The sequence below is a fragment of the Stenotrophomonas sp. STEN225 genome (assembly GCF_056756445.1).
The window spans coordinates 44,559-69,604 of record NZ_JBRRBV010000015.1 but is presented as its reverse complement, the minus strand read 5'-3'; the positions used below and the strand labels follow the sequence as shown (position 1 = coordinate 69,604).

The 25,046-nt window shown below is 67.6% G+C and carries 23 protein-coding genes; 6 read left to right on the top strand and 17 right to left on the bottom strand.

Going from position 1 to position 25,046, the window contains the following annotated elements; all coding sequences use genetic code 11:
* Positions 1 to 11 precede the first annotated feature (11 nt).
* The 5 genes from ACVOJ1_RS14680 to ACVOJ1_RS14660 form a co-directional block, all read right to left on the bottom strand.
* Complete coding sequence (locus tag ACVOJ1_RS14680; protein ID WP_146256219.1) at positions 12 to 293, bottom strand: hypothetical protein; 282 nt, start codon at positions 291 to 293, stop codon at positions 12 to 14.
* The gene (locus ACVOJ1_RS14675) at positions 283 to 939 is read right to left on the bottom strand and encodes a chemotaxis protein CheW (RefSeq protein WP_193395636.1); all 657 of its coding nucleotides are present in this window, start codon (positions 937 to 939) and stop codon (positions 283 to 285) included. Before ACVOJ1_RS14675 ends, ACVOJ1_RS14680 begins: the two co-directional genes overlap by 11 nt.
* 229 nt (positions 940 to 1,168) lie before the next feature.
* Positions 1,169 to 2,554: a GGDEF domain-containing phosphodiesterase gene (locus tag ACVOJ1_RS14670; RefSeq protein WP_111185869.1), complete on the bottom strand. Its 1,386-nt coding sequence runs from the start codon at positions 2,552 to 2,554 to the stop codon at positions 1,169 to 1,171.
* 51 nt (positions 2,555 to 2,605) lie between these two features.
* Positions 2,606 to 4,483 (bottom strand): S8 family peptidase, encoded by a 1,878-nt coding sequence (locus ACVOJ1_RS14665; RefSeq protein ID WP_164150750.1) that lies wholly within the window; start codon positions 4,481 to 4,483, stop codon positions 2,606 to 2,608.
* 59 nt (positions 4,484 to 4,542) lie between these two features.
* Positions 4,543 to 6,834, bottom strand: coding sequence for an ESPR-type extended signal peptide-containing protein (locus ACVOJ1_RS14660; protein ID WP_111185865.1), 2,292 nt, complete (start codon positions 6,832 to 6,834; stop codon positions 4,543 to 4,545).
* 202 nt (positions 6,835 to 7,036) lie between these two features.
* Between ACVOJ1_RS14660 and ACVOJ1_RS14655 the strand changes: the two genes are divergently transcribed.
* Positions 7,037 to 8,419, top strand: coding sequence for a sensor histidine kinase (locus ACVOJ1_RS14655; RefSeq protein ID WP_197571951.1), 1,383 nt, complete (start codon positions 7,037 to 7,039; stop codon positions 8,417 to 8,419).
* Here the strand turns inward: ACVOJ1_RS14655 and ACVOJ1_RS14650 are convergent.
* Positions 8,361 to 9,056, bottom strand: coding sequence for a response regulator transcription factor (locus tag ACVOJ1_RS14650; RefSeq protein ID WP_227255210.1), 696 nt, complete (start codon positions 9,054 to 9,056; stop codon positions 8,361 to 8,363). The two genes, ACVOJ1_RS14655 and ACVOJ1_RS14650, sit on opposite strands and share 59 nt — an antisense overlap.
* A gap of 292 nt (positions 9,057 to 9,348) precedes the next feature.
* On the opposite strand from ACVOJ1_RS14650, the gene ACVOJ1_RS14645 reads away from it, so the two are divergent.
* Positions 9,349 to 9,711, top strand: a complete 363-nt coding sequence (locus ACVOJ1_RS14645) for a glycine zipper 2TM domain-containing protein (protein ID WP_081284341.1) — start codon at positions 9,349 to 9,351, stop codon at positions 9,709 to 9,711.
* Between the two features lie 66 nt (positions 9,712 to 9,777).
* On the opposite strand, the gene ACVOJ1_RS14640 is transcribed toward ACVOJ1_RS14645, so the two are convergent.
* From ACVOJ1_RS14640 to ACVOJ1_RS14620, 5 genes are all read right to left on the bottom strand, one after another.
* On the bottom strand, positions 9,778 to 10,902 hold the full coding sequence (locus ACVOJ1_RS14640) for an ABC transporter permease (RefSeq protein ID WP_111185859.1): 1,125 nt from the start codon (positions 10,900 to 10,902) through the stop codon (positions 9,778 to 9,780).
* The gene (locus tag ACVOJ1_RS14635; protein WP_164150758.1) at positions 10,899 to 12,086 is read right to left on the bottom strand and encodes an ABC transporter permease; all 1,188 of its coding nucleotides are present in this window, start codon (positions 12,084 to 12,086) and stop codon (positions 10,899 to 10,901) included. The genes ACVOJ1_RS14640 and ACVOJ1_RS14635 overlap by 4 nt, the downstream gene beginning before the upstream one ends.
* Positions 12,071 to 13,081, bottom strand: a complete 1,011-nt coding sequence (locus ACVOJ1_RS14630) for an HlyD family secretion protein (protein ID WP_346475542.1) — start codon at positions 13,079 to 13,081, stop codon at positions 12,071 to 12,073. Before ACVOJ1_RS14630 ends, ACVOJ1_RS14635 begins: the two co-directional genes overlap by 16 nt.
* Entirely contained in the window at positions 13,074 to 14,480 is a 1,407-nt protein-coding gene (locus ACVOJ1_RS14625; protein WP_430542967.1) for a TolC family protein, read from the bottom strand. The genes ACVOJ1_RS14630 and ACVOJ1_RS14625 overlap by 8 nt, the downstream gene beginning before the upstream one ends.
* Positions 14,481 to 14,558: 78 nt before the next feature.
* A complete protein-coding gene (locus ACVOJ1_RS14620; protein WP_262219262.1) occupies positions 14,559 to 15,452 on the bottom strand; it encodes a LysR family transcriptional regulator ArgP in 894 nt (297 codons plus the stop codon).
* 106 nt (positions 15,453 to 15,558) lie between these two features.
* Between ACVOJ1_RS14620 and ACVOJ1_RS14615 the strand changes: the two genes are divergently transcribed.
* Complete coding sequence (locus ACVOJ1_RS14615; RefSeq protein WP_262219263.1) at positions 15,559 to 16,173, top strand: LysE/ArgO family amino acid transporter; 615 nt, start codon at positions 15,559 to 15,561, stop codon at positions 16,171 to 16,173.
* On the opposite strand, the gene map is transcribed toward ACVOJ1_RS14615, so the two are convergent.
* The 5 genes from map to ACVOJ1_RS14590 all read right to left on the bottom strand — a co-directional run bounded on the left by map (position 16,170) and on the right by ACVOJ1_RS14590 (position 19,400).
* Positions 16,170 to 16,952 (bottom strand): type I methionyl aminopeptidase, encoded by a 783-nt coding sequence (map, locus tag ACVOJ1_RS14610; protein ID WP_262219305.1) that lies wholly within the window; start codon positions 16,950 to 16,952, stop codon positions 16,170 to 16,172. The two genes, ACVOJ1_RS14615 and map, sit on opposite strands and share 4 nt — an antisense overlap.
* Positions 16,953 to 16,959: 7 nt before the next feature.
* Entirely contained in the window at positions 16,960 to 17,172 is a 213-nt protein-coding gene (locus ACVOJ1_RS14605) for a ParD-like family protein (protein ID WP_180875697.1), read from the bottom strand.
* 70 nt (positions 17,173 to 17,242) lie between these two features.
* Entirely contained in the window at positions 17,243 to 17,602 is a 360-nt protein-coding gene (locus ACVOJ1_RS14600; RefSeq protein WP_065181379.1) for a bleomycin resistance protein, read from the bottom strand.
* A 61-nt stretch (positions 17,603 to 17,663) separates the two neighbouring features.
* A complete protein-coding gene (locus tag ACVOJ1_RS14595) occupies positions 17,664 to 18,794 on the bottom strand; it encodes a metallophosphoesterase (RefSeq protein WP_080375256.1) in 1,131 nt (376 codons plus the stop codon).
* Between the two features lie 168 nt (positions 18,795 to 18,962).
* Positions 18,963 to 19,400: a winged helix-turn-helix transcriptional regulator gene (locus tag ACVOJ1_RS14590; RefSeq protein ID WP_053517373.1), complete on the bottom strand. Its 438-nt coding sequence runs from the start codon at positions 19,398 to 19,400 to the stop codon at positions 18,963 to 18,965.
* 81 nt (positions 19,401 to 19,481) lie between these two features.
* On the opposite strand from ACVOJ1_RS14590, the gene ACVOJ1_RS14585 reads away from it, so the two are divergent.
* The 3 genes from ACVOJ1_RS14585 (at position 19,482) to ACVOJ1_RS14575 (ending at position 24,296) form a co-directional block, all read left to right on the top strand.
* On the top strand, positions 19,482 to 20,690 hold the full coding sequence (locus tag ACVOJ1_RS14585; RefSeq protein ID WP_053517374.1) for an MFS transporter: 1,209 nt from the start codon (positions 19,482 to 19,484) through the stop codon (positions 20,688 to 20,690).
* 218 nt (positions 20,691 to 20,908) lie between these two features.
* Positions 20,909 to 23,158, top strand: coding sequence for a TonB-dependent siderophore receptor (locus tag ACVOJ1_RS14580; protein WP_065174656.1), 2,250 nt, complete (start codon positions 20,909 to 20,911; stop codon positions 23,156 to 23,158).
* Between the two features lie 157 nt (positions 23,159 to 23,315).
* Positions 23,316 to 24,296 carry a cation diffusion facilitator family transporter gene (locus ACVOJ1_RS14575; RefSeq protein ID WP_053517376.1) on the top strand — a complete coding sequence of 327 codons (981 nt, stop codon included), beginning with the start codon at positions 23,316 to 23,318 and terminating at the stop codon, positions 24,294 to 24,296.
* 7 nt (positions 24,297 to 24,303) lie between these two features.
* On the opposite strand, the gene nfi is transcribed toward ACVOJ1_RS14575, so the two are convergent.
* Entirely contained in the window at positions 24,304 to 24,978 is a 675-nt protein-coding gene (gene nfi, locus ACVOJ1_RS14570) for a deoxyribonuclease V (RefSeq protein ID WP_065174657.1), read from the bottom strand.
* Positions 24,979 to 25,046: the final 68 nt, after the last annotated feature.

Here is a 25,046-nt window from a genome sequence, read left to right as displayed (position 1 = left end):
ACTCCTTCGGTTCAGGCCGATGGTGGAGGGGAGCGAATGCCGGCCAGCGGATCCCGCAGGATGCCGAGCCAAGGCTCGACGATCTGCTCGAATGCAAAAACGTGTTCCCGGTGCAGGTCCATGCCGCTGAGGTAGTGGCGGATGCTGCGTTCGAATTCATCGGCCGCGTCCAGATTGCCTGCGTTCGTGCGGAGCAGAAGAACGGTGGCCGCTTCCAGTGCCGCCACACGGACATGCATCCGGTTCATGGCCCCCTGGAGGCGCAGCAAGGCATCCCGCGTCTCAGTGTTCATCGGACCTCCCGGGGAAGATCGCGGCATCGGTCCGCGAACCTGCGAGCCGCCGCTGGAGAGTGAGAGCGACACTCGGATCAATGAGGGCAACCTCCTGGTTGGATGCCAGGCAGACCCGGTGGCTGCAGAGCGGCAATCCCTGCCCATCGTTGCTGATGGGGTGGACGTGGCCGAGCGGGACACTCTCGATGGTGAGCACCTGGTCAAGCGCCAGGGCGACAAGCTGGACGCCGGCCTGCACCAGCAGCATCGCCGGGCAGCGGGCACCGCAGCGGGTGCCGCCCGTGACAAGGCCAAGATCCACGACGGGCACCGTCTGCCCGCGTACGGACACGCTGGACAGGCCGTCCGTACCCCGGGTCAGAGCCTCCGGACCACGTATTTCCACCGCCGATTCAACATCGATCCCGAACAGCGCCGCACCGGCACGAACAACCACCAGTTCCAGGAACGGCTGCGGTGACGCGTGGTGCGCGGGAGCGGCGGCAAGCGCGAGGGCACTGTGGTCGATGGCATCCGCGCGGGGCAACCGCTTGACGAACTCCTCGAAGCGCATGCGGCTGACCGCCTGCCGGTTGTGGCAGCAGGGGCAGACCAGGATCCCTGCGCCGCGCAGATCGGTCAGGCCTGCGCCCGCCTTCAGCATCGAGGTGTGGTTGCATGCACGGCATGTTGCTTGCACGGCGTGCAGGCGTGTCAGCGCTCCTTCAGTGGTCAGGTCTCCCTGAACAAGGCGAAGCAGAAAGGAACCTGTGTTGGCCACTGGCAGACTTCTCGGATGGATCAGGAGCAGGCAACTGCCCCGGGATTCTCGGCGGCTTCCATGAAGGGATCAAACGCACGCCGCGCAGTCCATCCGCGGGTGCAGGCCTGGCTCATTCGAGCAGGTGGGGTGCAACAGTGAGTCTATCGGTCAGTTCGGTCGCACTGATGGGCCTGCACAATGCAAAGCCCTGGATCTGGTCGCATCCGAGCTCCCGCAGCGTGGTGACCTGGTCGGCGGTTTCAGCCCCCTCAGCGACGGCGGTGTAGCCCAGATCATGGGCCAGGCCGATGATGGCACGGACTTTCAGGCGGGCCCGCGTGTCGGTCGAGATTCCATCAATCAGCGATTTGTCCAGCTTCAGCGTGTGGATCGGCAGTTCGGTCAGGTATGCGAAGTTGCTGTAGCCGCTGCCGAAGTCGTCCAATGCCAGGCGGATTCCCGCCGATGCCATCCGCCTGAGCTGCTCGCCGGGCACGGAGTTCACCCTCAACCATTCTCCTTCGGTGATCTCGATCTCGAGGTCGCTGCAGCGCAGCCCCTCGGCATGGATCCTGGCGACCAGCGCATCGGCCATGCCGGCACGGGCCACATTCCGTGCAGACAGATTGATCGACAGGCCCAGCGTGATGCCGTCGCGTCTCCAGCATGACAGCTGCTCCAGCGCTCGGTCGACGACCCACTCCGTGACCTTCTCCATCAGTGCGTTACGTTCGAATACCGGGATGAATTCGGCAGGGCTGACCGGGCCAAGCCGAGGATGATCCCAGCGGATCAGCGCCTCCGCTGACACCGCACTGAGATCAGACCCGCGGAAACGAGGCTGGTAGAGCAGATGGAATTCGTCGTGGCGCAGGCCGTCGCGGGCGCCGGCAAGCAGGTGATACTCGCGCCGCAGACTTTCATCGCGCGGGGCGGAGTACCAGCAGTAGGTGACCTGGCTGGACACTGCCCAGTGAAGTCCCACGAACATCCCGCGGATGATGTCGTCGGCGCTGTCCTTGCCGGTTTCGGCCTGGCAGAGGCCGACGTGGACGAGAGGCCGGAGGGGCTGCGCTGCACCCTCCCTGGGCTGCGTCAGGCGCAGGTGCAGCGCTTCCACCAGGCGCTCGACGGCGTCACGGGCGGGCAGCTCCACGATGAAGGCGAAACGGCTGCCGCCCATATGGTGGACGTCCGCCTGGCCGTCCAGGGCGGCCTCGATGCGTGCTGCGTCCTGCCTGACCCGCGTCTCCAGCGAGGCCATGCCGAAGGCCTGACAGGGCTCGGCATTCGGCAGGTCAAGGACATCGACGAGGACGGCGACGGGCGATCGGCCCGGTAACCGGGATGATCGTGTGGTGTAGTCGATCGTGAAGGTATGTCTGTCCAGCAGCCCGCTGGAGGTCCCGTGGCGGCTGGACAACGCATGCGGCCGCAGGGGGCGTGTCACCGCCCCGATGAGGGACGGCAACGTGCGCCGATCAGTCAAGGAGAGTTTCCTGGGCAGGCTTTCCATCGAAGGACCCCGGGCATCGAGGGCGGCGCGGAGTGGCGCCGCCCTTGAGGTTTACTGCCGGGCTACCAGGGTCAACCCGGAATATGTTCCCGTGAGGCGGATCATGTAGGTGACCGCCGAGGGCGAGCCGATCCGCACCGACTCCGAATTGGTCGGTCGGGTTGATTTCGCATCGTAATCGGAGGCACTGGGGACGCGCTGCGCCGCTACATACAGCGATACGTCGCCTTTGCCGCCCAGCGTCATGATGGTCAACGGTGTGCCGGCCCGGGCGGTGAAACTGTAGGTCCGCTCTGCGGAGGTGCTTGACAGCCCGCGCAGTTCGACTGCATTGCTCAGTTCCACATTCGGCGGGGTGCAGCTCTCGACGGTGGGATCGCAGGGTTCGGTGGTCGCGGCGGTTACCAGTGCATTGGCGTCGAGGATTCCCGCGCCCATCGGTGTGCTGGTGGGAATGCTGGCCGGGAAAGGACGCGCAGTGGACTTCAGCAGGTCCCGCATCTGATCCCAGCGCAGCGGCGTGGTGGCCACGCTCTGGACCAGCGCTGCCGCCGCGGCCACATGGGGCGATGCCATCGAGGTGCCGGTATATCCCCCGATGCCGAACTCGGTCGTGGGGCGGGTGGTGCCCGTGTTGACGATCTGGAAGATGTAGCCGTTCGGGTCTCCATCAACACCTCCACCGCCACCTGGCGCGGACAGATCCACCCGGTTGCCCCAGCTGGAGTAGCTGGCCTTGCCGCCGGTGACACGCGTGGCGCCGACGCTGATCACATCCTTGCAGGAGGACATCGTGTAGGTGCCGGCATCGGCGTTGGAGTTGCCGGCTGCCACCACCACCATCGCACCGCGTCGGTTCACTTCGTCGATGGCGTCCTGGTAGATCTGCGGGCAGGCGTCGGGCCCATTGCTGCCCAGGCTCATGTTGAGCACTTCTGCCGGATTGGCATTGACCGGCAGGCCGGCAACGGTCGCACCGACCGCCCACAACATGCCATCGGCAATGTCGCTGCCGTACCCGCCACACGAACCCAGCACACGCACCGGCAGAATCCTGGCGTTGTGGGCCAGACCGGCCAGACCGACACCGTTGTTGGTCTGCTGCGCGACGGTACCGGAGACGTGGGTGCCGTGCCAGGAGCTGTCGCGGGCGGCGTGCGGAGGCGCGCCCAGCGCCGTGCAGTAATTGGCTTCCATCCAGTCGCCCTGGTCCCAGCCACCGGCGACGCGGGCGTCGGTGTCGCGACGGGAGATCAAGCGGTCGGAGATCATGTCATAGCCCGGCAGCACGTTGTCCTTCAGGTCGGGCGTGTTTTCCACGACGCCGGTGTCGATCACCGCCACCACGACGCCTGCGCCGGTGGAGATGTCCCAGGCCTGGTCGGCGCGTACTCCACCGGTCTGATCGTGGAAGTTCCACTGCAGCTGGGCATATTGAGGATCATTCGGGATCAGTTTCGGCTGCACCATGCCGCGCCCGGTGTCGAGCGCCTGGTAGAGCCGGTCCACTTCGACCGACGTCACGCCGGGTTCGGCCGCCAGCTCGCGGACGAAGGCTGCCGTCTCGGCGGAGTTGAGCCGGCGTGAGGTCTGCACCACGTACCAGCCAGGTACGGCCATGTTGCGCAGGACACTGGCCCTGGCGGCCGGACGGGCGGCTGCGCGTGCCGTCGCCGCAGCCGCCGTGGTGATGCCTGAACGCTGCGCCGAGCTGGCGAGCGACTGCGTCAACAGGCTGCGTGACTGGGTGGTGGTGCCGGTGGTCTTGACGATGAAGCGCTGGCCGACCGACGGCTGGGCGGTCGATGTGGCGGCAGCCACGTTGCGCTTGATCACCTTGCTGGTATCCAGGCGTGGTGCGGCATGGGCGGCGCTGGTGGTGATCAACACCGAAGCGATTGCAGCGGCCAGTGAGGTGTGGATGGACATGGTGGGTCTCCAGGAAAAGGGTGAAGTGCGTCGGAGCGGGAGTGGTCGGTGTCGCTCTGTCACAGGTCGATGCCGAAGCCCACGCCTGCGGAGGATTCGCCACCACTGAAGGCCCCGCCCAGACTGAAGGAGCCGCGTTCCCCGATCTTCCGTGCATAGCCCACCGACAGCGCCTGCTCGCCGCTCTGGAAGCCCGCACCGACCGCGATGCGCCCGCGTTCGCTGCGGGTGCCTGCGGCGTTGGTCGCCATGTTCAGCATCGCCGCGCTCATCGCGCCCTGGCGGTCCAGGCGGCGATCAACCGAGCTGAGGCGGCGGTCCACGTCCGTACGATAGGTTTCGAAGGAATCGTTCAATGCGGTGAACCGTGCATCGGTATAGGATTTCGCCGCGTTGACACCGGCATTGACCTGGCCCACGTTCGCCGCATCGGTCGCCTGGGTACCGGCGGCCACATGGGTGATCTGGCGCTCCGCACCGCTGGCACCGACCGACACCGTGTCGGCGCGATCGGCGACCGAGCCGCGCCCCAATGCGACGGCGTTGTCGGCGGTGACGCTGGCACCTTGGCCGAGTGCGGTGCCGGAAGCGCTGCTGACGGAGGCCGACTCACCCAGGGCCACGGCGTTGCTGGCCTGGGCACTGATGCGGCTGTTGGCACCGACGGCCGTGCTGCCGTCGGCATTGACCCGCGCGTTGCCGCCCAACGCCGTGTCGTTGGGTCCATGGGCGTAGGCGCCGGCGCCCAGCGCCACGCTGTTGTCCGCGTTGGCGGTCGCCCCGGATCCCACTGCCACGGCGTTGGTCCCTTCGCCCGCCTGGGCTGCGGAATCGCCTCCCACGGCGACCTGATCGTTGCGGCCATGACCTGCACCGACGTCCGCCTCGATGTCATCCAGTCGGGTGGTCAGCCTGCCGATCTGCACATCGATGGCTGCGAAACTGTCGGCGAAATTGCCGAGCGCACCCGACACCGCATCCAGCTGTGCCTTGTTGACCGCATCGGTTGCCGCCGTACCGGCCGCCACGTTGACGATCTGGCGTTCGCTGCCTGCGCGTCCCACCGAGATGGTGTTGTCACGATCGGCGTAAGAGCCTGCACCGAGCGCCACCGCGCGGTCGACGGGGTGGGTCACGCCGTCGACGAACGACGGGTCGCCCACGGTTGCGCCGCCGCCGATCGCCACCGACTCGCTGCCCCACACGTCCGAATCCGTGCCGATCGCCACGCTGTTGGTGAACAGCCGCGGTGTATCCCCCCAGAAATCGCCATTCCAGGTCATGCCGTCACCGACCACCACGCTGCCTTTGCCGGCGGCCCAGGCGCCATAACCGACTGCGGTGGCGCCCTCGATCAGGGCCAGCGCGTTGGCGCCCAGGGCCGTGGTGTTGAGCGCGCCCGCCCGGGCATTGCTGCCCACGGCCACGGTCAGGTCGTACAGGGCCAGTGCGCCCGAACCGAACGCATTGGAGAACTCGCCCAGAGCCTGGGCCCGGTCACCGACGGCCATGGCGTCATATGCGCTGGCCACCGCGCGGTAGCCGATCGCGGTGGAGCGGATAGCGCTGGCACTGGCCAGCCCGCCCAGGGAGATGGCTGCATAGGCGGTGGACTGCGCGCCGCCGCCGACGGCCACGGAAAGGCGACCGGTGGCCTGCGTGTTCTGCAGCAGCTGGCCGGCAAAACCTTCCCCGATCTGGTCCTCCAGATCGTCGGCAATGCCGCCGATCGCCACGCTGGATTTGCCGCTGCCCAGGGCGCCGGCGCCCCCGGCAGTGGCAAAGTCACCTTCGGCCTGCGCGCCGGCGCCCAGCGCCGTGGACGCCACGCCAGTGGCGGCGGTCTGCTGGAACAGCACTACGCCATACGGGTTCTGCGACTGGTAGTCGATGTCCAGCATGCCGCCGATCGCGGTGCTCGAGTCGGCGATGGCCAGCGCTTCATTGCCCACCGCGGTGGCGCGGTTGGCGTAGGCCACGCTGCCGGCGCCAAGCGCGGTCGTGCCTTCCCCGACCGCGGCGCTCGCCTCGCCTGCGGCCAGCGCGTTGTCGCCGTCGGCGTAGGCGCCGGCATTGCTGTCCTCGCTGCCGGTGGCGGCGAGGTAGGGCACTGGATCAGCCTCGACATCGGCGGCGTACACGATCTGCTCCGGCGCGGACACCTGCTCGACGCCCAGCGCCGTAACGATCCCGCTGGCCAGGGCGGAGCAGGACACCAGCAGCGAGCCGGTGGCCAGCAGCGCCGCGACCTGACGGCGGCGCCCGGACCGCGTCCGGCTGCACGCGATTTCGGACACAACCACCTGCCGGCCCAGCGCGGCGTTCCACACGATACGGTAAATCCGGTTCATTGCTCTGATCCTCGATCTGGAGTGCAGGCCCTTCGTCGTGGCTGCCCGCAGGGGGTCGACGAGTGGGGCGGTGTAGTCGTCGTGTCACGGCAGTGGCGTAGGCGCCCGCCGACAACATGAACGTAGGCCCACCGAGGGGGCATGTCGACTGCAACTCCTGACAGAAATATGATCGGTTTCTCGCCATCTCTTCACGCCGCCCATGCTCCGTTCATTCCTGCGCTGGCTGGACCGGGCGCCGATCGAAGACCCGGTGGACCGCCGCAACGCGCGCGTCATCCAGCTGCTGCTCCTGTTCCTGGGGGTGACCATCCCGGCGACCCTGGCCTTCGCGGTGATCGTGGCCTGGTCCCAACTGGTCTCGAGCGAGGTGCACTGGTCGACGCATGCCTCGTTGGCGATGAGCCTGTCCATCGGCGCCGCCGCATGGATCGGACTGGCACTGACGCGGCGTGGTGCGTTCGCTGCGGCGGTCAAGCTGTTGATCGGTGCCATGCTGCTGGTCACCACGATCAATCTGGGCGTGAACGGCCTGCAACGGCAGATGCCCGACCAGCTCGCCCAGATGCTGGTGCTCGTGCTGAGTGGTCTGGTGCTTGGTCGCGGCGCGCTGTGGACCACGCTGGCGGTCCTGGTGGGCAGCGTGGTGCTGGGTGCAGGACGCGATGCGATGAGCGTCTTCGCCGATGCTCCCGCGCGTGCGTTCTACAACCTGCCCCCACTGCTGTTCACCTACCTGCTGGTCACACTGCTGATCGACCGGACGACCCAGGCTCTGCGCGAAAGCCTGCGCGAGTCGAACGAGCGCGGGCGGCAACTTGCCGAAGAGATGCGCGAACGCGAGCGCACCCATGCCCAGCTGATCCATGCGCAGAAGAAGGAGATCACCGAACGCATGGCCAGCGGCATGGCGCATGATTTCAACAACATCTTTGCGGTGATCGTCGGCTTCGCCAACCAGCGGCATGAAGACGACGGCGAAGGCAGCCGGCAGCGTCTGGTGCAGCTTGAAGGCCACCTGTCAGACGTGGAGGAGACCGCGCGGCGTGGCATGGCCATCAGCCGGCGGCTGCTCCGTTTCAGCCGTCGTGATGGCGAGCAGGCCGTCGTGTTTGATGCCGCGCAGGCGGTCCGGGAACTTGAGTCGATGCTGCGCCAGTTGCTTGGGCCGGGGATCGTACTGTCCGTGCGCAGCGATGGTGAAGCGGCGCCGGTGCGGATGGACCGCAGCCAGTTCGAGCTGATGCTGTTGAACATCGCGTCCAACGCCCGCGATGCGCTCAGCGATCACGGGCGGTTCGAGATCGACATCGACCGCGATGGAGATCGCGTCCGGATCCACCTGCGTGACAATGGCAGCGGCATGCGCGCCGAGGTGGCGGCCCGGATCTTCGAACCCTTCTTCAGCACCAAGCCGGCGGATTCGGGCACGGGACTGGGGCTGGCGGTCGTGAACGAGCTGGTGACAGAGGCCGGCGGTGGCATCGGCGTCGAGAGCATCTGTGGCGAAGGAACGACGTTCCTGATCAGCCTGCCGTGCGCCCGGCAGGATTCAGCATGTATCCCCGGCCATGAACCACCGTAAGAGGCAGTTCCATGCCACAGCGCTTGCGTGCCTTCACGCGCAGCCGGTAGACCATGGCGTCGAGCCGGTGCGCATCGAAATCGTCTGAATCATCTGCAATGGCCAGGATCAGCTGCTCGCGTGACACCAGCGCTCCGGCGTGCTGGAACAGTTCCGCGCACAGGCTGCGCTCGCTGCGGGTGAGCGCGGCCGAGGTGCCGTCGGGCGCGATCAGGCCCCATTGGTCCTCACTCATCCTCCAGCCGGGCAGTGACCGGTTCGCTGTTGCCGGCGTGGCGATCCGTCGTGCCAGGCTGTGCAGTGCCGCCGCCAGCAGATCGATCTCGATCGGCTTGGAAAAATACACGTCGGCACCTTCGGTCAGGCCGCGGATACGATCACTCACATCGGCAAGGCTGGTCAGCATGATGACGCCGAGGCCCGGTTGTCGTTGGCGCATTTCGCGCGCCAGGCTGAAGCCATCGCCGTCAGGCAGGCTCACGTCGAGCACGAGCAGGTCGGCGGGCTGTCTCTCCATTCCGGCGCGGAAGGCGGCGACGCTGGCGTAGCCGGTCGCCAGGAATCCATAGCGCGCCAGGCCTGGCAGGATGATGCGCTCGCGCAGGGCAGGCTCGTCCTCCAATACCGCTACCCTCAAGCTTTCTGATTCCTGCACATCCACGTCCAGATGCCTGCGCCCTTTGTCGGTTGATCATAGCCGCATGCGCGCTGCCCCCGGGAGGGGCCGCGCGGGTCGGCGCACCGATGCAGGGGGCCGATTCCCTTCGCGGCGACCAAACGGGAGCCTCTGCCAGGCGCTGGATCGTTCCATGGCCGCGGTTCTCTTCATGAACGACGCATGGCCGATGAAGTCCTGATGACACCGATTTCACTCGTAGTTGCCAGCGGCAGGCGGAGACTGGACCCATCCCGGAAGACAGGAGCTGGCCATGAAGACCTCGACCCGACTGCTCGTGCTGGGCACCCTGATGGCGGCATCGTCGATGGCGGGTGCGCAGACCTACGGGCCCCGCGATGAAGGCCGCAAGTTCAACGACGGCAGCCGTGTGGAATGCAGGAACGTTGAAGTCCAGCGCAACTCGCGCGATCCGAACCGCATTGCCGGTACGGCCACAGGTGCGGTGGTGGGCGGCCTGCTGGGCAACCAGGTGGGCGGCGGCAATGGCAAGAAGCTCGCCACCGTCGCCGGTGCAGTCGCCGGCGGCGCCGCCGGACGACAGATCCAGGGCAACCACCAGCAGAAGACCGGCGATCGGGTGGTGGAACGTCGCTGCGAGCGCGTCTACCGCTGATCGCCGTTTTCCCCTTCCACGTAGTGATGCAACGAACGCCGGCTCCGTGCCGGCGTTTGTCTGTGCTCAGGGGCGCACCCCGCCCGACGGCCTGCCATGCAGCCGCCAGATGGCAAGACCGCCGTAGATCACCAGCAGCGCCGCGAGCGTGGCAAGTTCACGGCTGACTTCGTCCAGGCGTGCGTCCATCTGGTTCAACCGCACCATCAGATTGATGCCGGAGGTGGTCGGCAGCAGCTGCGCCAGCCACACCAGCGGGCGGGGCGTCATCACCGCCGGCCAGGAGAGGTTGGCGAGGAAGAACAGAGGAATGGAGGTGGCGATGATGTACTGGAAGGCGCGTTCGCGGGTGCGGAAGAAGCTGCCGATGAACAGCCCGAAGGCCACGGTGGCGGCAATGAACAGCGTGCCGCCCAGCAGCTGGCCCAGCGGATTTCCGCCGCGCGGGTAGTCCTGTACCCAGGCGGTGAAGCCGGCGTAGTAGAACAGGCCGAACAGCCCGATCAGGCCGAAGCCCATCGCCATGCCTGCCAGGGTCGGCAGATCGAAGTGCAGCCGGCGGCCCAGTACCAGACGCCGCCCTCCAAGCAGTACGCCGATGCCCATCAGCAGTGTCTGGTGCACGATCAGTTCGGCCACGCCGGGTACGATGGCGCTGCCATAGCCTTCCTGCGTGTTGTACAGGGGCCGCTGCACGAGCGTGACCGGCGCTGCCTGCGGCGCGCCCATGAACGCGGCCTGGGTCACGGCGGCGTCGCGGCCGAATGTGCCCAGCGCATCGGCGATGCTGCCCAGCACCCAGCTGGCGCGTCCCAGGTAGGCGCCATTGCCCAGCAGGACCAGCTTGGCTGGCTGGCCACGCAGGATGTCGCGCTCCAGGTTCGCGGGGATGAGCACGATGCCTTCGGCATGCCCCGCTTCCAGCTGCCGGCGCGCGCTGTCCAGATCCGCCGGCTGGCCAACCACGCGCGCCACGCGCAGGCCATCGAGGATGCGCAGCAGTTCGCGGCTGGTGGCACTGTGATCCTGGTCGACCACCAGCACCGGCAGATTGCCGGCCACCTGGTGGCGGTACGCGGCGGGATAGAAGAACGAGTACAGGATGACCGCACCGACCATCACCACGATGGCATAGCGGTCGCCGAGCACCGCCAGCAGGGTCTGCCGCAGGCTGCGCCAGACCGTGCTCATGCGTCGGCTCCGGCCGGTCGCGCGGCCTCCGGGGTGCGGCCGAAAGCGATCAACCGCAGGCTGCCGATGCCGCCGGCCACCACCGACATCAACACCAGCGTGGCCAATGGCCACAGCGAGACGGACAGCGGTGCGCCGACGAACTGCTGCTCGGTCTGCACCTTGATGTACGCACTGAGTGGCAGCAGCTGGTGCCAGATGCGGGTGAACAGCGGGCCATCCAGTACCGGGAAGGTGGCACTGGAGAAGGCCAGCGCGGTGCCGATGGTCAGGCCGACCACCGACAGCGCGGTACCCATGTCACGGGCAAGGCCGACGAAGAACAGCGCATATGCGGCCGTGGCCAGGTAGAACGCCGGCTGCGCAGCCAGCAGCAGGAGCAGACTGCCGGCGATGCCGTCCCCGCGCAGCCATGCGAGGTAGCCGACGCCCAGCGCGCCGTACAACGCGAACAACAGTACGTAGGGCGCGAGCTTGCCGGCGATCGAGGCCCACGGGGTGTCACCGAGCCAGGCCGGCAGCGTGCCATCGCGGATTTCCCGGCCCACGCTTCCGGCCACGGCCAGTGCCAGCACCAGCGACAGGACGGCCGGGAAGATCAGCGGCAGCAGGAACAGCTCATAACTGCGTGCCGGGTTGTAGAGGATGTCGGACTGCACGGCGATCGGGGCGGCGCGCAGCTTTGCGGGCCCCACCTGCAGGCCGATGCGCTCGCGCAGCATGCGTGCATTCCAGGCCGACACCGCATCGGCGATATCGCGCGCGGCCGATTGTCCGGTGGTCATGTAGGTGGCGTTGTAATAGGCGAACACCGTGCCCTGGCGGCCGCGCAGGGCCTGACGGGTCACGTCGCGCGGCACCAGCACCACTGCGAACACCTCCAGGCTGCGCAGCTGCGAGCGCGCGGTGTCCATGTCGGCGGGCTGGCGGGCGACGCGGACCCCCGGGCTGGCATCGAGCATGCGCAGCAATTGCCGGCTGTCGCTGCTGTGATCGAGGTCGACCACGGCGATGGGTACATCGCGCATGACCGATGGCGTGAACATCCAGGCCATCAGTACCAGCATCAGCAGCGGCAGCACCGTGACCAGCGCCAGGTCGGCACGGTTGCCACCAAGACCCCGCAGCTCGCGCTGCCAGGCAGCAGCAAAGCCGTTGCCACCAGGGCTCAGTGCTGGGGCCATGCGAACAGCACGCTCATGCCGGGGCGGAAGCCCTCGATGCGGCGTACCGGGCGCACCCGCACCTCGAAGCTGCGGACATCGTAGCCGGACGACTGCCGGGTGGTACGCCAGGTGGCATAGTCGCCGGCCGGGTTGATGAAGTAGACCTTGAACTCGCTGTCCTCACCGAGGGCCGGCACGCTGCCACGCAGCGTGCTGCCGACCTTCAGGCCCTGCATCTGTGATTCGCGCAGGTTCATCGATACCCACATGCGATCGATGTCGACCAGGGTGAATACCGGATAGCCGGCGGGTACCAGCTCGCCGGGATCGGCCATGCGCTTGTTGATCTCGCCGGCCACCGGTGCACGGCCCTCCACTTCGACGCGGGCCGCATCCACTTCGGCCACGGCGCCCTGCGCCTGCTGTACCTGGCCCTGCGCGGCACGCTTGTCCTGTTCCCGCGCACCGGCCAGTGCCATGTCGTACTGCGCACGGGCGGCACGGGCCAGCTCGCGCGAACTGGTGGACTGGGCGAGTGCTTCGTCGCGCTTCTGCCGGGTCATCACCCCTTCGTTGAACAGGTTCTGCACGCGGCGGTAGGTGGCTTCGGCCAGCGTTGCTCCGGCTTCGGCACGCTTCCAATTGGCTTCGGCAGCACGGATGTCCTCACTGCGCGCACCTTCGGCAGCCTTGTCGGCCACCGCCTGCGCAGCGGCCAGAGCGCCGCGTGCCTGCTGTTCCTTCGCCGTCACTTCGGGGCTGTCGAGCAGGAACACGACCTGACCGGCCTGCACGCGGTCGCCTTCGCGAACCTTCAGCTCGGCGACACGGGCGGTGATCTTCGCGGCGACGTTGATCGTGTCCGCGTCGGCCATGCCCTGGATCTGGTCGGCCGGGCTGCGCCAGGCGAACCACAGGCCCAGCGCCACCACTACCAGCAGCACCACGAGCAGGATCCGGCCAAGCCGGCGCTTGCCTGGTGGTGTCGCTTCATCCTGCAATACGTCACTCATGGTCGATCACCTCATCTGCGCGACGCCGGAATTCCTCGAAGCGGTCCATCTGCCCACTGATCTCCAGCAGCTGTGCCAGCGCGACATCGTACTGGTAGGCGGCCTGTGCACGCTCCACGCGAGCGCCTCCCAGACCCAGCCGCGCATCGATGACGTCCAGCGACGTGGACTGCCCCTCGCGGAATGCCAGCTCCTGCAGGCGCAGGTTCTCCTGTGCCTGGGCGATGCTGCTGTCGAGCAGCACGAACTGCTGGCGTGCCGTTTCCAGCTCGTTCCACGCCTTGCGCACGCCGAGCGCGACCTGGTTCTCGGCTTCGCGCAGTCCGGCTTCCGCCTGCTCCTGCTGCGCACGTGCCGCGCTGATCTGCGCCGGTCGCGAGTTCGGCGACAGGAAGGTGTACTTCAGGCCGATGCCGAACGCCCAGTCCGGATCGGTCAGCATCTCGTCGCGGCGACGGAAGTCGTACTGGCCAAAGGCGAATATCTGCGGCTTGAGCTTGGCCTGTTGTACGCGCACGCCCTGTTCGGCCTGCGCCACCATGGCCCGCAGCCGTGCGATCTGGGGTTGCCGTGCCTGCGCGATGCGCTCGAAGCTGGCGGCCGGCTCCAGCGGCACGCGCTGCACGAACAGGGGGGATACCGGCTGCACCTCGCCGCCACTGCGCAGCAGGGTGGCCAGCGCGGCCTTCAACGTGGCCAGGTCGTTGACGGTCTTCTGGTACTCGCGCTCTGCCTTGTCGCGCGCCACGGTGGCCTGCAGTCGCTGCGCGCGGGTGGCGAAGCCTTCGCGCTCCAGCTTCAGCGCATCGGCCAGGTGGCGTTCCAGGCCATCACGGACGTCACGGCGCACGTCCACCGCCTGCTCGGCCAGGCGCTGGCCGAAGTAGGCCTGGGCCAGCTGCACGGTCAACGACTGCCGCTGTGCTTCGCGTTCCGCGCTGGCCTGCTCGTGGGCTGCGCTGGCGGCACGCTGTGCGGCAGGAATGACGCCACCGGTGTACAGCGGCAGCACAGCGGTGACGATCGGGCGGGTGCGCCAGTCGCGTTCGGTGAACGACAGGGGGGAATCGATGCCAAAGGCCTCGGCCACCGGTGCCAGCGAGCCCAGTGGCAGGGTCAGGGTCTTCTGGAACTGCAGGCGGCGGACCTCGCCGGTGATCTCCGGCAGGCGCAGAAGGCGCGTGGCCTCCTGCAGATCCTGCTTGTTGCGGACGGCGGCGTCGGCCGCGGCCAGCGCGTCGGAAACCTGTTCCAACCGCTGCCGCGCCTGTTCCCAGTCCAATGCCGGTGTATCGGTGATGGCCTGCGCTGACGTGGCAAAGGGCAAGCAGGCCGCAAAGGCCATGCCGGCGACGCCCATCGCGCTGCGCATCCTTGTCCGTGGGCGGCTCACACGCATGCCGTTCCTGTAGTTAAGAAGTGAGCAAACGTTAGTGGTCTGCGCGTGAAGCCGGGGTCTGCGGTCGTCGTGTGGGTCTCAGCGCAGGGAGCCGCTGGCCGCGGTGCGCAATGCCTGGGTGATGTGCTGCAGCGTGCTTGAGCGCACGGCCGCGTGCTGCCAGTACAAGGGCACGTCGAGCCAGCGGCGGGGTTCCAGTACCACCACGCGGCCGGCATGCACGGCAGGCCCCACCAGGGTTTCCGGGGCCATGCCCCAGCCCAGTCCGCACGCGGCGGCTTCGACGAAGCCGGTCGAGGAGGGCAGATAATGCAGCGGTGGCTGCAGCCGCGCACGGGTCAGCCGCCGCACGAAGCGCCACTGCAGTTCATCTTTGCGGTTGAACACCAGCATCGGCGCACGTGCCAGCGCCGCAGCCTGCATGCCCTCGCTGAAGTGCCGGCGGGCGAAGCCGGGCGAGGCGATGGCGTGGTAACGCATGGCGCCGAGCGGATGCACGTTGCAGCCCTTCACCGGCTGGCTTTCGGCGGTGACCGCGCCGAGCACGCTGCCATCTCGCAGCAACTGCAGGGTGTGGTCCTGATCATCCATGCGCAGGTCGAACAGATAGCCATGGCGCTGGTGCAGCTCGGCGATGGCCGGCACGAACCAGGTATCGAGCGAGTCGTCGTTGACCGCCAACGGGATCGGTGTGCGCGGGGCATCGCTGCCGCGTTCGGGCAGCAGTTCGGCCAGCGCCTCGGCCTCCAGCGTCTGCATCGGTCGCACCCTGCGCAGCAGCGCTTCACCTGTGGCGGTGGGTCGGCACGGTGCCTGACGTACCACCAGTACCTGGCCGAGCCGGTCCTCCAGTGCCTTGATCCGTTGCGACAGCGCCGACGGGCTGATCGACAGGCGTCGGGCTGCAGCGTCGAAGCTGCCTTCCTCCAGCACCGCAGCAAACGCAGCCAGTTGTGGATGTAGCAGATCCATGCCGGTGCCTCTTCAGTTTCTCTGCACAGGATAAAGAAAAATCAGATTGTCTAAACAGGGGCGGCGGCCGCACTCTGCGCGTCCCCTCCCTGCCAGGCCTGTCCCCATGTGGATCGCCGCTGCCGCCGCCGGCCTGTTCGCAGGTGCCGGCCTGATCATCGCCATCGGTGCACAGAACGCCTTCGTACTGCGGCAGGGCCTGCAGCAGCGTCATGTGGGAAAGGTGGTGCTGGCCTGCGCCGGCGCGGACATCGTGCTGATACTGGCCGGTATCGGTGGCATGGGCGCGCTGGTGCTGCAGTGGCCGCTGCTGCTGCAGGTGCTGCGCTTTGGTGGTGCGGCGTTCCTGCTGTGGTATGGCCTGCAGGCGGGACTACGCGCGTGGCGTGGTGGCAGTGCGCTGGCCGCCGCCGAGGCGCAGGGCGGCAGCGGGCGCGAGGTACTCCTGACCTGCCTGGCCTTCACCCTGCTCAACCCGCACGTCTACCTGGATACCGTGGTGCTGCTGGGCAGCCTGTCCACGCGCTATCCGGGCGATCTGCGCTGGGCGTTCGCCACCGGTGCCTGCGTGGCCAGCGTGGCCTGGTTCTGCACGCTGGGCTATGGCGCGCGCCTGCTGCAGCCGGTGTTCCGCAGGTCGAGCGCGTGGAGGGTGCTGGATGCCGGCGTGGCGATCTTCATGTTCTGCCTCGCCACCCTGTTGCTGTTGCGTCCGCTCTAGGCCGCGTCCACCGCGCACAACGGCGTCTCGTCGGGGCGCAGCGTCAGCACCCGCACGCCCGTGCGGGTCACGGCCACGGTGTGCTCGAACTGTGCCGACAGCGTGCCGTCGCGGGTATAGACCGGCCATTCGCCCGCGCGCTGGCGGATCGCCGGCCTGCCCTGGTTGAGCATCGGTTCGATGGTGAACACCATGCCTTCTTCCAGCACCCTGCCGGTGTTGGGATGGCCGTAATGCAGGATCTGCGGTTCTTCGTGCATCTCCCGGCCGATGCCATGGCCGCAGTATTCCTTTACTACGCTGTAGCCGTGGCGGCGTGCGTAGCGGGCGATGGCGTGGCCGATGTCGCCCAGGCGCGCGCCGGGCCGTACCACGGCGATGCCTTTCCACATCGCTTCGTAGGCGGTCCGCACCAGCCGCCGTGCGGAAGGGGTGACCGCGCCGACCGGGTAGGTGGTGCTGGAATCGGCGATGTAGCCGTTCTTTTCCAGGGTGATGTCGAGATTCACGATCTGGCCCTCACGCAGCACGTCTGCGGTACTGGGCTCCCCGTGGCAGACCACGTTGTCGATGGAGGTGTTGAGCACGTACGGAAAGCCATACTGGCCCTTGCTGGCAGGCCGCGCCTGCAGCTCGTCGACGATCATCCGTTCGACGAAGTCGTTGATCTCCATCGTGCTGCGACCCTGCAGCGGCCATCTGTCGAGCGCGGCGAACACCTGTGCCAGCAGGCGGCCGGATTCGGCCATCAGCGCGATCTCGTCGGGCCGCTTGATGATGCTCACGTCAGGCCCGTGCGGGTGTCAGCGGCTGTGGCTGCACGCCGGCGGCGCGCAGTTCGCTGGCCACGATGTCCTGGAAGCTCAGCGTCGGATTCATTTCGCACAGCATGCCCACGCGGATCCAGAAACTGGCCTGGGCGTTGATCGAGCGGCTGGAGACGGTGCAGGCACGGCGCAGCTGGTCGTGCAGGGTGTCATCGATGTTGACGATGCCCATGGGCGGATCCAGGTAAGAGGAATATACGTATCGTATATGTTTCGTATATCCCTCTCAAGCCTGCGAGGACTCAGTCCGTTGCGGTGGCGAAGCGCAGGCGGTTGTGGTCCGGATCGAGCAGCAGCATTTCGCGGCTGCCCCACTCGGTGTCATGCGGCGGCTGTTCGATCGGTACCCCCGCGGCACTGAAGGCGCGGTGCAGCGCGTCGACATCCTCGACGATGAAGTAGACCGCGCCGCCCACTTCGCAGTCGCCGCTGTGCTCGGTGAGGAACAGCGTCTGGCCGTCGCGGGTGAGCTGGGCGAACAACGGAAACCCCGGCTCGAACCGATGCTCCCAGTCGACGACGAAGCCCAGGCCCTGCACGTAGAAGGGCAGGCTGGCATCGGCGTGGCGCATGCGCAGCTGCGGGATGACGGTCTGGCGCATCATGGTGGCTCGCAGGGGTGAGCCGGCAGTGTACGCCGGCAGGGTGCCGCCACTTTCGTGGTCAGTCCTGCAGGCCGGGTTGCCCCTGGACCAGCGGCACCCGTGAGCCGTCCAGCAGACCGCGGCTGAGCCGGCCATCCTCGATGAACAGCAGCTCGCCGTTCTCGCCGTTCTTGATGCTGCTGTCGATGGCGATCACGCGATCACCATGGAACGTGCTGACATGCGGCATCGACGTGTGGCCGACCACGATGCGCTTGAGCTGCAGCGTGTCGAGCACGTCCTGCACGCCCCGTGCATCGAGACGCCCATCGAAGTAGCCGCGGTACCAGATGGGGCTGGTCTTGCCGTCGTACAGCGGTGCAGTTGCGGGGTCGGCCTTCACTTCGGCCTTGGGCAATCCCAGCGAGGCCTGGTAGGCGGCGTTGGTGCGTGCCGGGTGCAGTGCCAGTTCCACCGCTTCGGGCGAGATGCCGCCATGCAGGAACAGGGTGTCGCCGATCTTCAGCAGCACCGGCCGCGTCCGCAGCCATTGCCCGATCACCGAATCAGCGCCGTACAGCTGCGGATAGCTGCGCCCGAGCAGCTGCGCGCTGCGCAGGTACTTCGGATTGACATAGCGCAGGTCGTCGTACAGAACCATGGTCTCGTGGTTGCCGAGCACGAAGTGCACCGCACCGCCGGCGGCCGCCGCCTGCTGCTGCAGGCCATACAACAGCCAGAACGCTTCGGTGACCTGCGGGCCGCGATCGAACACGTCGCCAGCGACCACCAGGGTGTCCTGGCCGAGGGCCCAGCGGTCCTGCGCATCGATCACATGGTGGGCGCGCAGCAGTCGTACCAGCAGGTCGTACTGGCCGTGGATGTCGGACAGGGCGACGATGCGCGGTACCGCAGGCAGCTCCGACACCGAAGGCGCGACCGGTGGCAGCACGTGCACGCTGTGCGGGTAGCCGCACAGGGGCGCGACATCGGCAGCTCCCGTGGCGGTGCCCAGCGAGCGGGTCTGCACAGCGTCAGCGCAGATCCATTTGGCCTGCAGCTGATCGCCGTTGCGGAACACGTAGGGGCCATCGGCCTCGACGTGGGCGGCAGGCGCGGCGACTTCGCGGCCCTGCGCGCCTGGCACGCCCCACAGCAGGAGCAGGGGCAGAAGCACGGACGCGGATCGGGGCAGGGCACGGCGGAGCATGGGCGGAGTCCTAGGCAGCAACGGAAGGGCGGGCCGCAGGGCCCGCCCGTGATCCTACGCTGGCATTGCTACACGCTGCATGCGTGGGCGGCGCGCAGGCTTTGCCGTGGGAGGCGGATCATCGATCCGGCGCATCGCGCTCAGGTGGAACGGCACGCGAGGCTCGGGCTAGCGCATGTCCACCTTGCGGACCGCGGTCTGTTCCGCCAGCAGCGGCGTACCGGTGTGGTCATGCGGCTGCATGTAGGGAAGGGGCGCTCCGCTGGCACGCTCGACAAGCTGCGAGTGCGCTTCACCCGTTGCGAAACGATGGCGTTCGCCCCATTGGCGCAGCGCCACCAGCACCGGGAAAAGTTCGCGTCCGGCTGGCGTCAGCACGTACTGCTGGTAGGCGCTGCCATCGCTGGCAGGTTGCTGCAGCAGCAGCCCGGCCTCGACCAGACGCCGCAGGCGGTCGCTGAGGATGTTGCGCGCTGCGCCGAGGCTGCGCTGGAAGTCACTGAAGCGGGTAACGCCATCAAAGGCATCGCGGATGATCAGCAGGGCCCAGCGATCACCGAGCAGATCGGCGCTGCGGGCAACGGGGCAGGGGCTGTCGGCGTGCATGGGCAAGGCTCGTGACGATGTGGTTGCATTTTAAAACCATTGTCGATAGGGTGCATCCAGTTTCAATATGCAACCACGTTCATGCCCGCTTCCGTCCTTCCGCGCGCCCTGCTGGGCCTGCTGGCCATCGCGGCGGGTGCCAGTGTGGCCAATGTCTATTACGCACAGCCGCTGCTGGAGCGCCTGGCGCAGGCCTTCGCCATGGAGCGCGCGACGGCCGGCGCTGTGGTTGCCGCCACCCAGGCCGGCAGCGTGCTGGCCCTGCTCGGCCTGCTGCCGCTGGCCGACCGCGGCGATCGTCGCCGCCTGCTGCGCGTGCAGCTGCTGGCACTGGTGATGGTGCTGCTGGGACTGGCGGCAGCACGCAGTACCGCCTGGCTGCTGGGGGGCATGCTGCTGGCGGGCCTGCTCGGGACGGCGCTCACCCAGGGACTCATCGCCTATGCAGCCACGCTGGCACCGTCGGGGCAGCGGGGGCGCGTGGTTGGCATGGTGCAGGGCGGGGTGTTCATCGGCCTGCTGGCTGCGCGTGTGGTATCCGGCGCGGTGGCGGCCCTGGCCGGCTGGCGCGCGGTGTACCTGCTGTCAGCAGTGATGATGGCGGCGTTGGCGATGCTGCTGTGGCGACGCCTGCCTGCCGTGCCGGTTCCCTCGCAGCCGCCGGCCTGGCGCGCCCTGCTCGGCTCGATGATGACGATGCTGCGCAGTGATCGCACGCTGCGCGAGCGTGGCCCTCTGGCGCTGCTGCTGTTCGCCGGCCTCAACGTGTTCTGGGCGGCCGTACCGCTGCCCCTGTCGGCATCACCGATGAACTGGTCGACCGCGGCCATCGGCGCGCTCGGTCTGGCCGGCATGGTCGGTGCGCTGCTGGCTGCACGGGTGGGGCACTGGATGGATCGGGGTTTCTGCCTGCGGGTGAGCCTGGGGGCGCTGCTGCTGATGCTGCTTGCGTGGTGGCCCCTGCTGGGTCTGCCGCACGCCCTGGCATGGCTGCTGCTGGGCGTGGTGGTGCTCGATCTGGGAGGACAGGCACTGCATGTGTCCAACCAGGCGTTGCTGCTGCGCGCGCCTGCCGAACAGCACGGTCGCCTGGTGGCGCTGTACATGCTGTTCTACGCGGTCGGCAGCGGCGTCGGTGCTGCGGCCGGTACGTGGATGCAGGCGCACCACGGCTGGACCAGGGTCTGTGCACTCGGTGCAGGCATCGCGGTGACGGCGCTGGCATGGTGGGCGTTGCATGCCGCTGCACCGGCAGCGCGTCACCCCGGCGGCCACCGGCCCCCTGCGTAGTACCCATCAGCAGGGGTACGGCGAATGAGCGTACTTGGCCCCATGCACATTTGCGAAGCGCTTGCACTGAGTTGACGCATTTGAGAATCAATCGCATTGATGGGAGAATGCGCGCATGGACCGGCCTGCGGAAGATGTGCGGCGCCGCTCCCACTCCCCCCGTCGCCGCCTCAAGCCCTTTGCCAGAGGTCCCGTTGCCCTGCCAGAAGGTGTTGAAGATGTCTGCCGTCCTTGTTCCGCCGCCGCGCCCGTTGGCGCTTGCCGTTGCTGCCCTGCTTGCGGGCAGTGCCCTGGGTGCCCATGCGCAGACCGACGCGACTGATATCGATACGGTACACGTCACCGCCTCGCAGATCGCGCGCCAAGCACTGGGTACATCGACAATCACCGCCGAGGACATCGCGCGCCGTCCTCCTGCCAACGACATCGCCGAGCTGCTGCGGACCATGCCCGGCGTCAATCTCACCGGCAACAGTGCGTCTGGCCAGTACGGCAACAACCGCCAGATCGACCTGCGCGGCATGGGGCCGGAGAACACGCTGATCCTGGTGGACGGCAAACGCGTCGGCGCCCGCGACGCCGTGCGCATGGGCCGCAGTGGTGAGCGCAATACCCGTGGCGACACCAACTGGGTGCCGGCGGAGATGATCGAGCGCATCGAAGTGCTGCGTGGTCCGGCAGCGGCGCGCTATGGATCCGGCGCCTCCGGCGGCGTGGTCAACATCATCACCAAGCGCCCGACGGGCGATCTGACCGGAGCGGTCGATCTGTACGGACTGGTACCCGAGCACAGCGCCGAAGGTGGCAGTGAGCGCGTGGGCCTGCAGTTGAGCGGCCCGATGACCGATGCGTTGTCCTTCCGCCTGTATGGCAACCTCAACAGGACCGACGCCGATTCGCTCGAACTCAATCGCGCGTTCGCCACCGCGCCGGGCACCGTACCTCCCGCAGGCCGCGAGGGCGTCAAGAACCGCGATGTCAACGCGCTGCTGCGCTGGGACATCAACGCCGGCCAGGTGGTGGAATTCGAAGCCGGCACCAGCCGCCAGGGCAACATCTATGCGGGCGACCGTGCCGTGAGCAACACCGGTACCTCCACGCCGGTCGATCTGGCGGCGCTGGCCGAGAGCGAGGCAGAGACCAACCGCATGTACCGCACCACCGGGGCGATCACCCATCGTGGCCGCTGGGGCGATGTGACCTCGCGCGTTACTGCTGCGGTGGAAGCGGTCAACAATTCGCGCATCAACGAAGGCCTGGCCGGTGGCCCCGAGGGCAGCTTCAACGGCACCGACTGGTCCACCTCCCGCCTGCGCAATTACCAGCTCGACGGCGAGGTCAGTTTCCCGACCACGATCGGCGCGGCGGAGAATGTCTGGACGCTGGGCTTCGAGCATCTCGACAGCCGCTTGACCGATCCGTATTCGATGAGCCAGTCCGGCAGCAGTGGCGGTGGCCTGCCGGGCCTGTCGGCCGATCGCGCGCGCGGCAAGTCCGATGCGCAGACCACGGCGGTCTTCGTCGAAGACAACATCTACCTGGGTGAACGCTGGATCGTGACGCCGGGCCTGCGCTTCGACCACCACAGCCAGTTCGGCAACAACGCCAGCCCCAGCCTCAATGCGCAGTTCCGCATCAATGGCGACTGGGTGGTGAAGGGCGGCATCGCACGCGCGTTCAAGGCTCCCAACCTCTACCAGTCCAATCCGGACTACCTGTACTACACCCGTGGCAACGGCTGTCCCAACGCACTGCCGAGCCTGGGCGCGGGCTGCTACCTGCAGGGCAACGCGGAGCTGGACGCCGAGACCAGCCTGAACAAGGAACTGGGCGTGGAATGGGCTCCGCAGAGTGGCTGGCAGGCCTCGTTGACCTACTTCCACAACGACTACAAGGACAAGATCGAGGCCGGGTATACCCAGGTCGGCCTCACCGCCGATACCCGTGGCCGGATCTTCCGCTGGGAAAATGCACCGAAGGCCATCGTGCAGGGCCTGGAGGGCAACCTGGTGGTGCCGCTGCTGGGCGAGCAGGGCGACCGGCTGAAGTGGAGCAGCAACTTCACCTACATGGTGGAGAACGAGAACAAGAGCACCGGCCAGCCGCTGTCGGTGATACCGCGGTACACGGTCAACACGATGCTGGACTGGCAGGCCACCGAAAAGCTGTCGCTGCTGCTCACCGGCACCTTCTACGGCAGGCAGGAGCCGGCCACCACCAACATCAACAACGATCCTCGCTGCACCGGAAGCTGCGATCCGTCGGTGGTGCTGCAGGATCGGGGGGCATACAACATCTGGGGCGTGAGCGCGCGCTACAGGGTTACCGGGACGGTCAGCTTCGGTTTCGGCGTGAACAACCTGGCCGACAAGCGCCTGTTCCGCGAAGCCAACAGCAGCGACGCCGGTGCGGCGACCTACAACGAACCGGGCCGCGCATACTGGGCCAGCCTGCGTTTCGGCTTCTGAGCGCGCGCGGTGCCTGACAGGCATGGCCCGGTGCAATCGGCGAGCGCCGGGCCACGCCCGGCGCGACCGGCGCCGCACAGCTGCAATGTTATAAACATCGTAATAGTCTCCCCCGCAGCCACGCCGTAGCCTGACCGCATCGCACAGGAGCTGTTGCATGGGCCACGACCACGATCACCTGCCGTCCCAGATCCGCCACGAGAAGCCGTTGTGGTGGGCGTTGGGGCTGACTTCTACCTTCCTTGTCGTCGAAGTCGTCGGCGCGTTCTGGACCAACAGCCTGGCGCTGCTGTCCGATGCGGCCCACATGGCCACCGACGCGCTCGCACTGATGATCGCGCTGGTCGCGGTGCGCTTGAGCCGGCGTCCGCCGGACGCGCGCCGCACCTATGGCTATGCGCGGCTGGAAGCCCTTGGCGCGATGATCAATGGCGCGATGCTGTTCGTGGTGGCCGGCTACATCCTGTGGGAAGCGGTCGGCCGCTTCCGCGAACCGCAGGAGATTGCCTCCACCGGCATGCTGGTGATCGCCGCCGCCGGCCTGGTCATCAATCTGATCTCGATGCGCCTGCTGCAGGCCGGCAGCGGTGAAAGCCTCAACGTCAAAGGTGCCTACCTGGAAGTGTGGGCCGACATGCTCGGCTCGGTGGCGGTGATCGTCGGCGCGCTGCTGATCCGTTGGACCGGCTGGCAGCCGATCGACCCGATCCTGGCGGTGCTGATCGGCCTGTGGGTGCTGCCACGCACCTATGTGCTGATGCGCGAGGCGATCAACGTGCTGCTGGAAGGCGTGCCCAAGGGCATGGATGTGGCGAAGGTCCGCGACAGCCTGTCCGGCCATGCCGCGGTGCTGGACGTGCATGACCTGCATGTGTGGGCACTGGCCTCGAGCACGCCGGCGCTGACCGCGCATGTCGTGATGCGCGACGGTACCGACGCCGACGTGCTGCGCCGTGAGCTGGGAGGTCGCCTGCACGATGACTTCGGCATCGAGCATGTGACCCTGCAGATTGAAGCGGATCACTGCGGAGAGGCATGCGGAGATCCCGCGCCGCCCAGTGCGGCCGCACCGGATGCGCGGCACGATCACGACCACGGCGAGGACGCGCAGGGCCATCGCGGCCACGTGCACCACTGATCTGCCGCTACGCGTCCCGTCGCGACGCCAGCCGATCCGCCAGGCGGGTCGGCTCCGGCAGGCGATAGCCACGCAGCGTGCGCTGCACCCACTGCAGTGCGGTATCGGCGCTGATGCGGTGCCCGCCAGCGACGAACAGCGGCCTGCAGCGGACCTTGCTGCGCAGCACCCAGCCGAGCTGTTCATCGCCATCGAGCAGGGGCGTATGCGCGCCAGCCTCGTCTGCGGGCTCGACGAAGCGACCGACCAGTTTCGACTTGGCCACGCCGATGCTCGGTAGATCGGTGACGACGCCCAGGTGCGCCGCCACGCCCAGCCGTCGCGGATGGCTGATGCCGTGCCCGTCGACGAAGACCAGGTCCGGCGAACGCGGCAGCAGGGCCAGTGCAGCGAGCAGGGCGGGCAGCTCGCGGAAGCTGAGCAGGCCAGGGATGTAAGGCATCACCGTGGGAATGCGGGCGATCTCCCGGGCCACCGGTTGCAGGGTGGCGGCATCCAGCAGCACGGCTGCGGCGCGGGTGGTGCGGCCGTCGTCCTCGAAGCCGACGTCCAGCCCGGCCAGCCAGCGTACGGTACCCGGCAGCCGGTCGCTGCGCTCCACCCGCGCCGCAAGCCGCAGCTGTTGCTCGCGTGCGGCGGCGACGCTGCCCTGCCAGCGCCCGGGATCGATCACGGTATTCATCGATCACAGCATCGCATGGGCCGCGCCACGGCACGGTGAGCGGCCCCGGGGCTACAATGGCGGCCTGC

Coding starts and splice junctions, on each gene's coding strand:
- ACVOJ1_RS14680 (WP_146256219.1), bottom strand. CDS start 293: ATGAACACTGAGACGCGGGATGCCTTGCTGCGCCTCCAGGGGGCCATG.
- ACVOJ1_RS14675 (WP_193395636.1), bottom strand. CDS start 939: ATGCTGAAGGCGGGCGCAGGCCTGACCGATCTGCGCGGCGCAGGGATC.
- ACVOJ1_RS14670 (WP_111185869.1), bottom strand. CDS start 2,554: ATGGAAAGCCTGCCCAGGAAACTCTCCTTGACTGATCGGCGCACGTTG.
- ACVOJ1_RS14665 (WP_164150750.1), bottom strand. CDS start 4,483: ATGTCCATCCACACCTCACTGGCCGCTGCAATCGCTTCGGTGTTGATC.
- ACVOJ1_RS14660 (WP_111185865.1), bottom strand. CDS start 6,834: ATGAACCGGATTTACCGTATCGTGTGGAACGCCGCGCTGGGCCGGCAG.
- ACVOJ1_RS14655 (WP_197571951.1), top strand. CDS start 7,037: ATGCTCCGTTCATTCCTGCGCTGGCTGGACCGGGCGCCGATCGAAGAC.
- ACVOJ1_RS14645 (WP_081284341.1), top strand. CDS start 9,349: ATGAAGACCTCGACCCGACTGCTCGTGCTGGGCACCCTGATGGCGGCA.
- ACVOJ1_RS14640 (WP_111185859.1), bottom strand. CDS start 10,902: ATGAGCACGGTCTGGCGCAGCCTGCGGCAGACCCTGCTGGCGGTGCTC.
- ACVOJ1_RS14635 (WP_164150758.1), bottom strand. CDS start 12,086: ATGGCCCCAGCACTGAGCCCTGGTGGCAACGGCTTTGCTGCTGCCTGG.
- ACVOJ1_RS14630 (WP_346475542.1), bottom strand. CDS start 13,081: ATGAGTGACGTATTGCAGGATGAAGCGACACCACCAGGCAAGCGCCGG.
- ACVOJ1_RS14625 (WP_430542967.1), bottom strand. CDS start 14,480: ATGCGTGTGAGCCGCCCACGGACAAGGATGCGCAGCGCGATGGGCGTC.
- ACVOJ1_RS14620 (WP_262219262.1), bottom strand. CDS start 15,452: ATGGATCTGCTACATCCACAACTGGCTGCGTTTGCTGCGGTGCTGGAG.
- ACVOJ1_RS14615 (WP_262219263.1), top strand. CDS start 15,559: ATGTGGATCGCCGCTGCCGCCGCCGGCCTGTTCGCAGGTGCCGGCCTG.
- ACVOJ1_RS14605 (WP_180875697.1), bottom strand. CDS start 17,172: ATGGGCATCGTCAACATCGATGACACCCTGCACGACCAGCTGCGCCGT.
- ACVOJ1_RS14600 (WP_065181379.1), bottom strand. CDS start 17,602: ATGCGCCAGACCGTCATCCCGCAGCTGCGCATGCGCCACGCCGATGCC.
- ACVOJ1_RS14595 (WP_080375256.1), bottom strand. CDS start 18,794: ATGCTCCGCCGTGCCCTGCCCCGATCCGCGTCCGTGCTTCTGCCCCTG.
- ACVOJ1_RS14590 (WP_053517373.1), bottom strand. CDS start 19,400: ATGCACGCCGACAGCCCCTGCCCCGTTGCCCGCAGCGCCGATCTGCTC.
- ACVOJ1_RS14585 (WP_053517374.1), top strand. CDS start 19,482: ATGCCCGCTTCCGTCCTTCCGCGCGCCCTGCTGGGCCTGCTGGCCATC.
- ACVOJ1_RS14580 (WP_065174656.1), top strand. CDS start 20,909: ATGTCTGCCGTCCTTGTTCCGCCGCCGCGCCCGTTGGCGCTTGCCGTT.
- ACVOJ1_RS14575 (WP_053517376.1), top strand. CDS start 23,316: ATGGGCCACGACCACGATCACCTGCCGTCCCAGATCCGCCACGAGAAG.
- nfi (WP_065174657.1), bottom strand. CDS start 24,978: ATGAATACCGTGATCGATCCCGGGCGCTGGCAGGGCAGCGTCGCCGCC.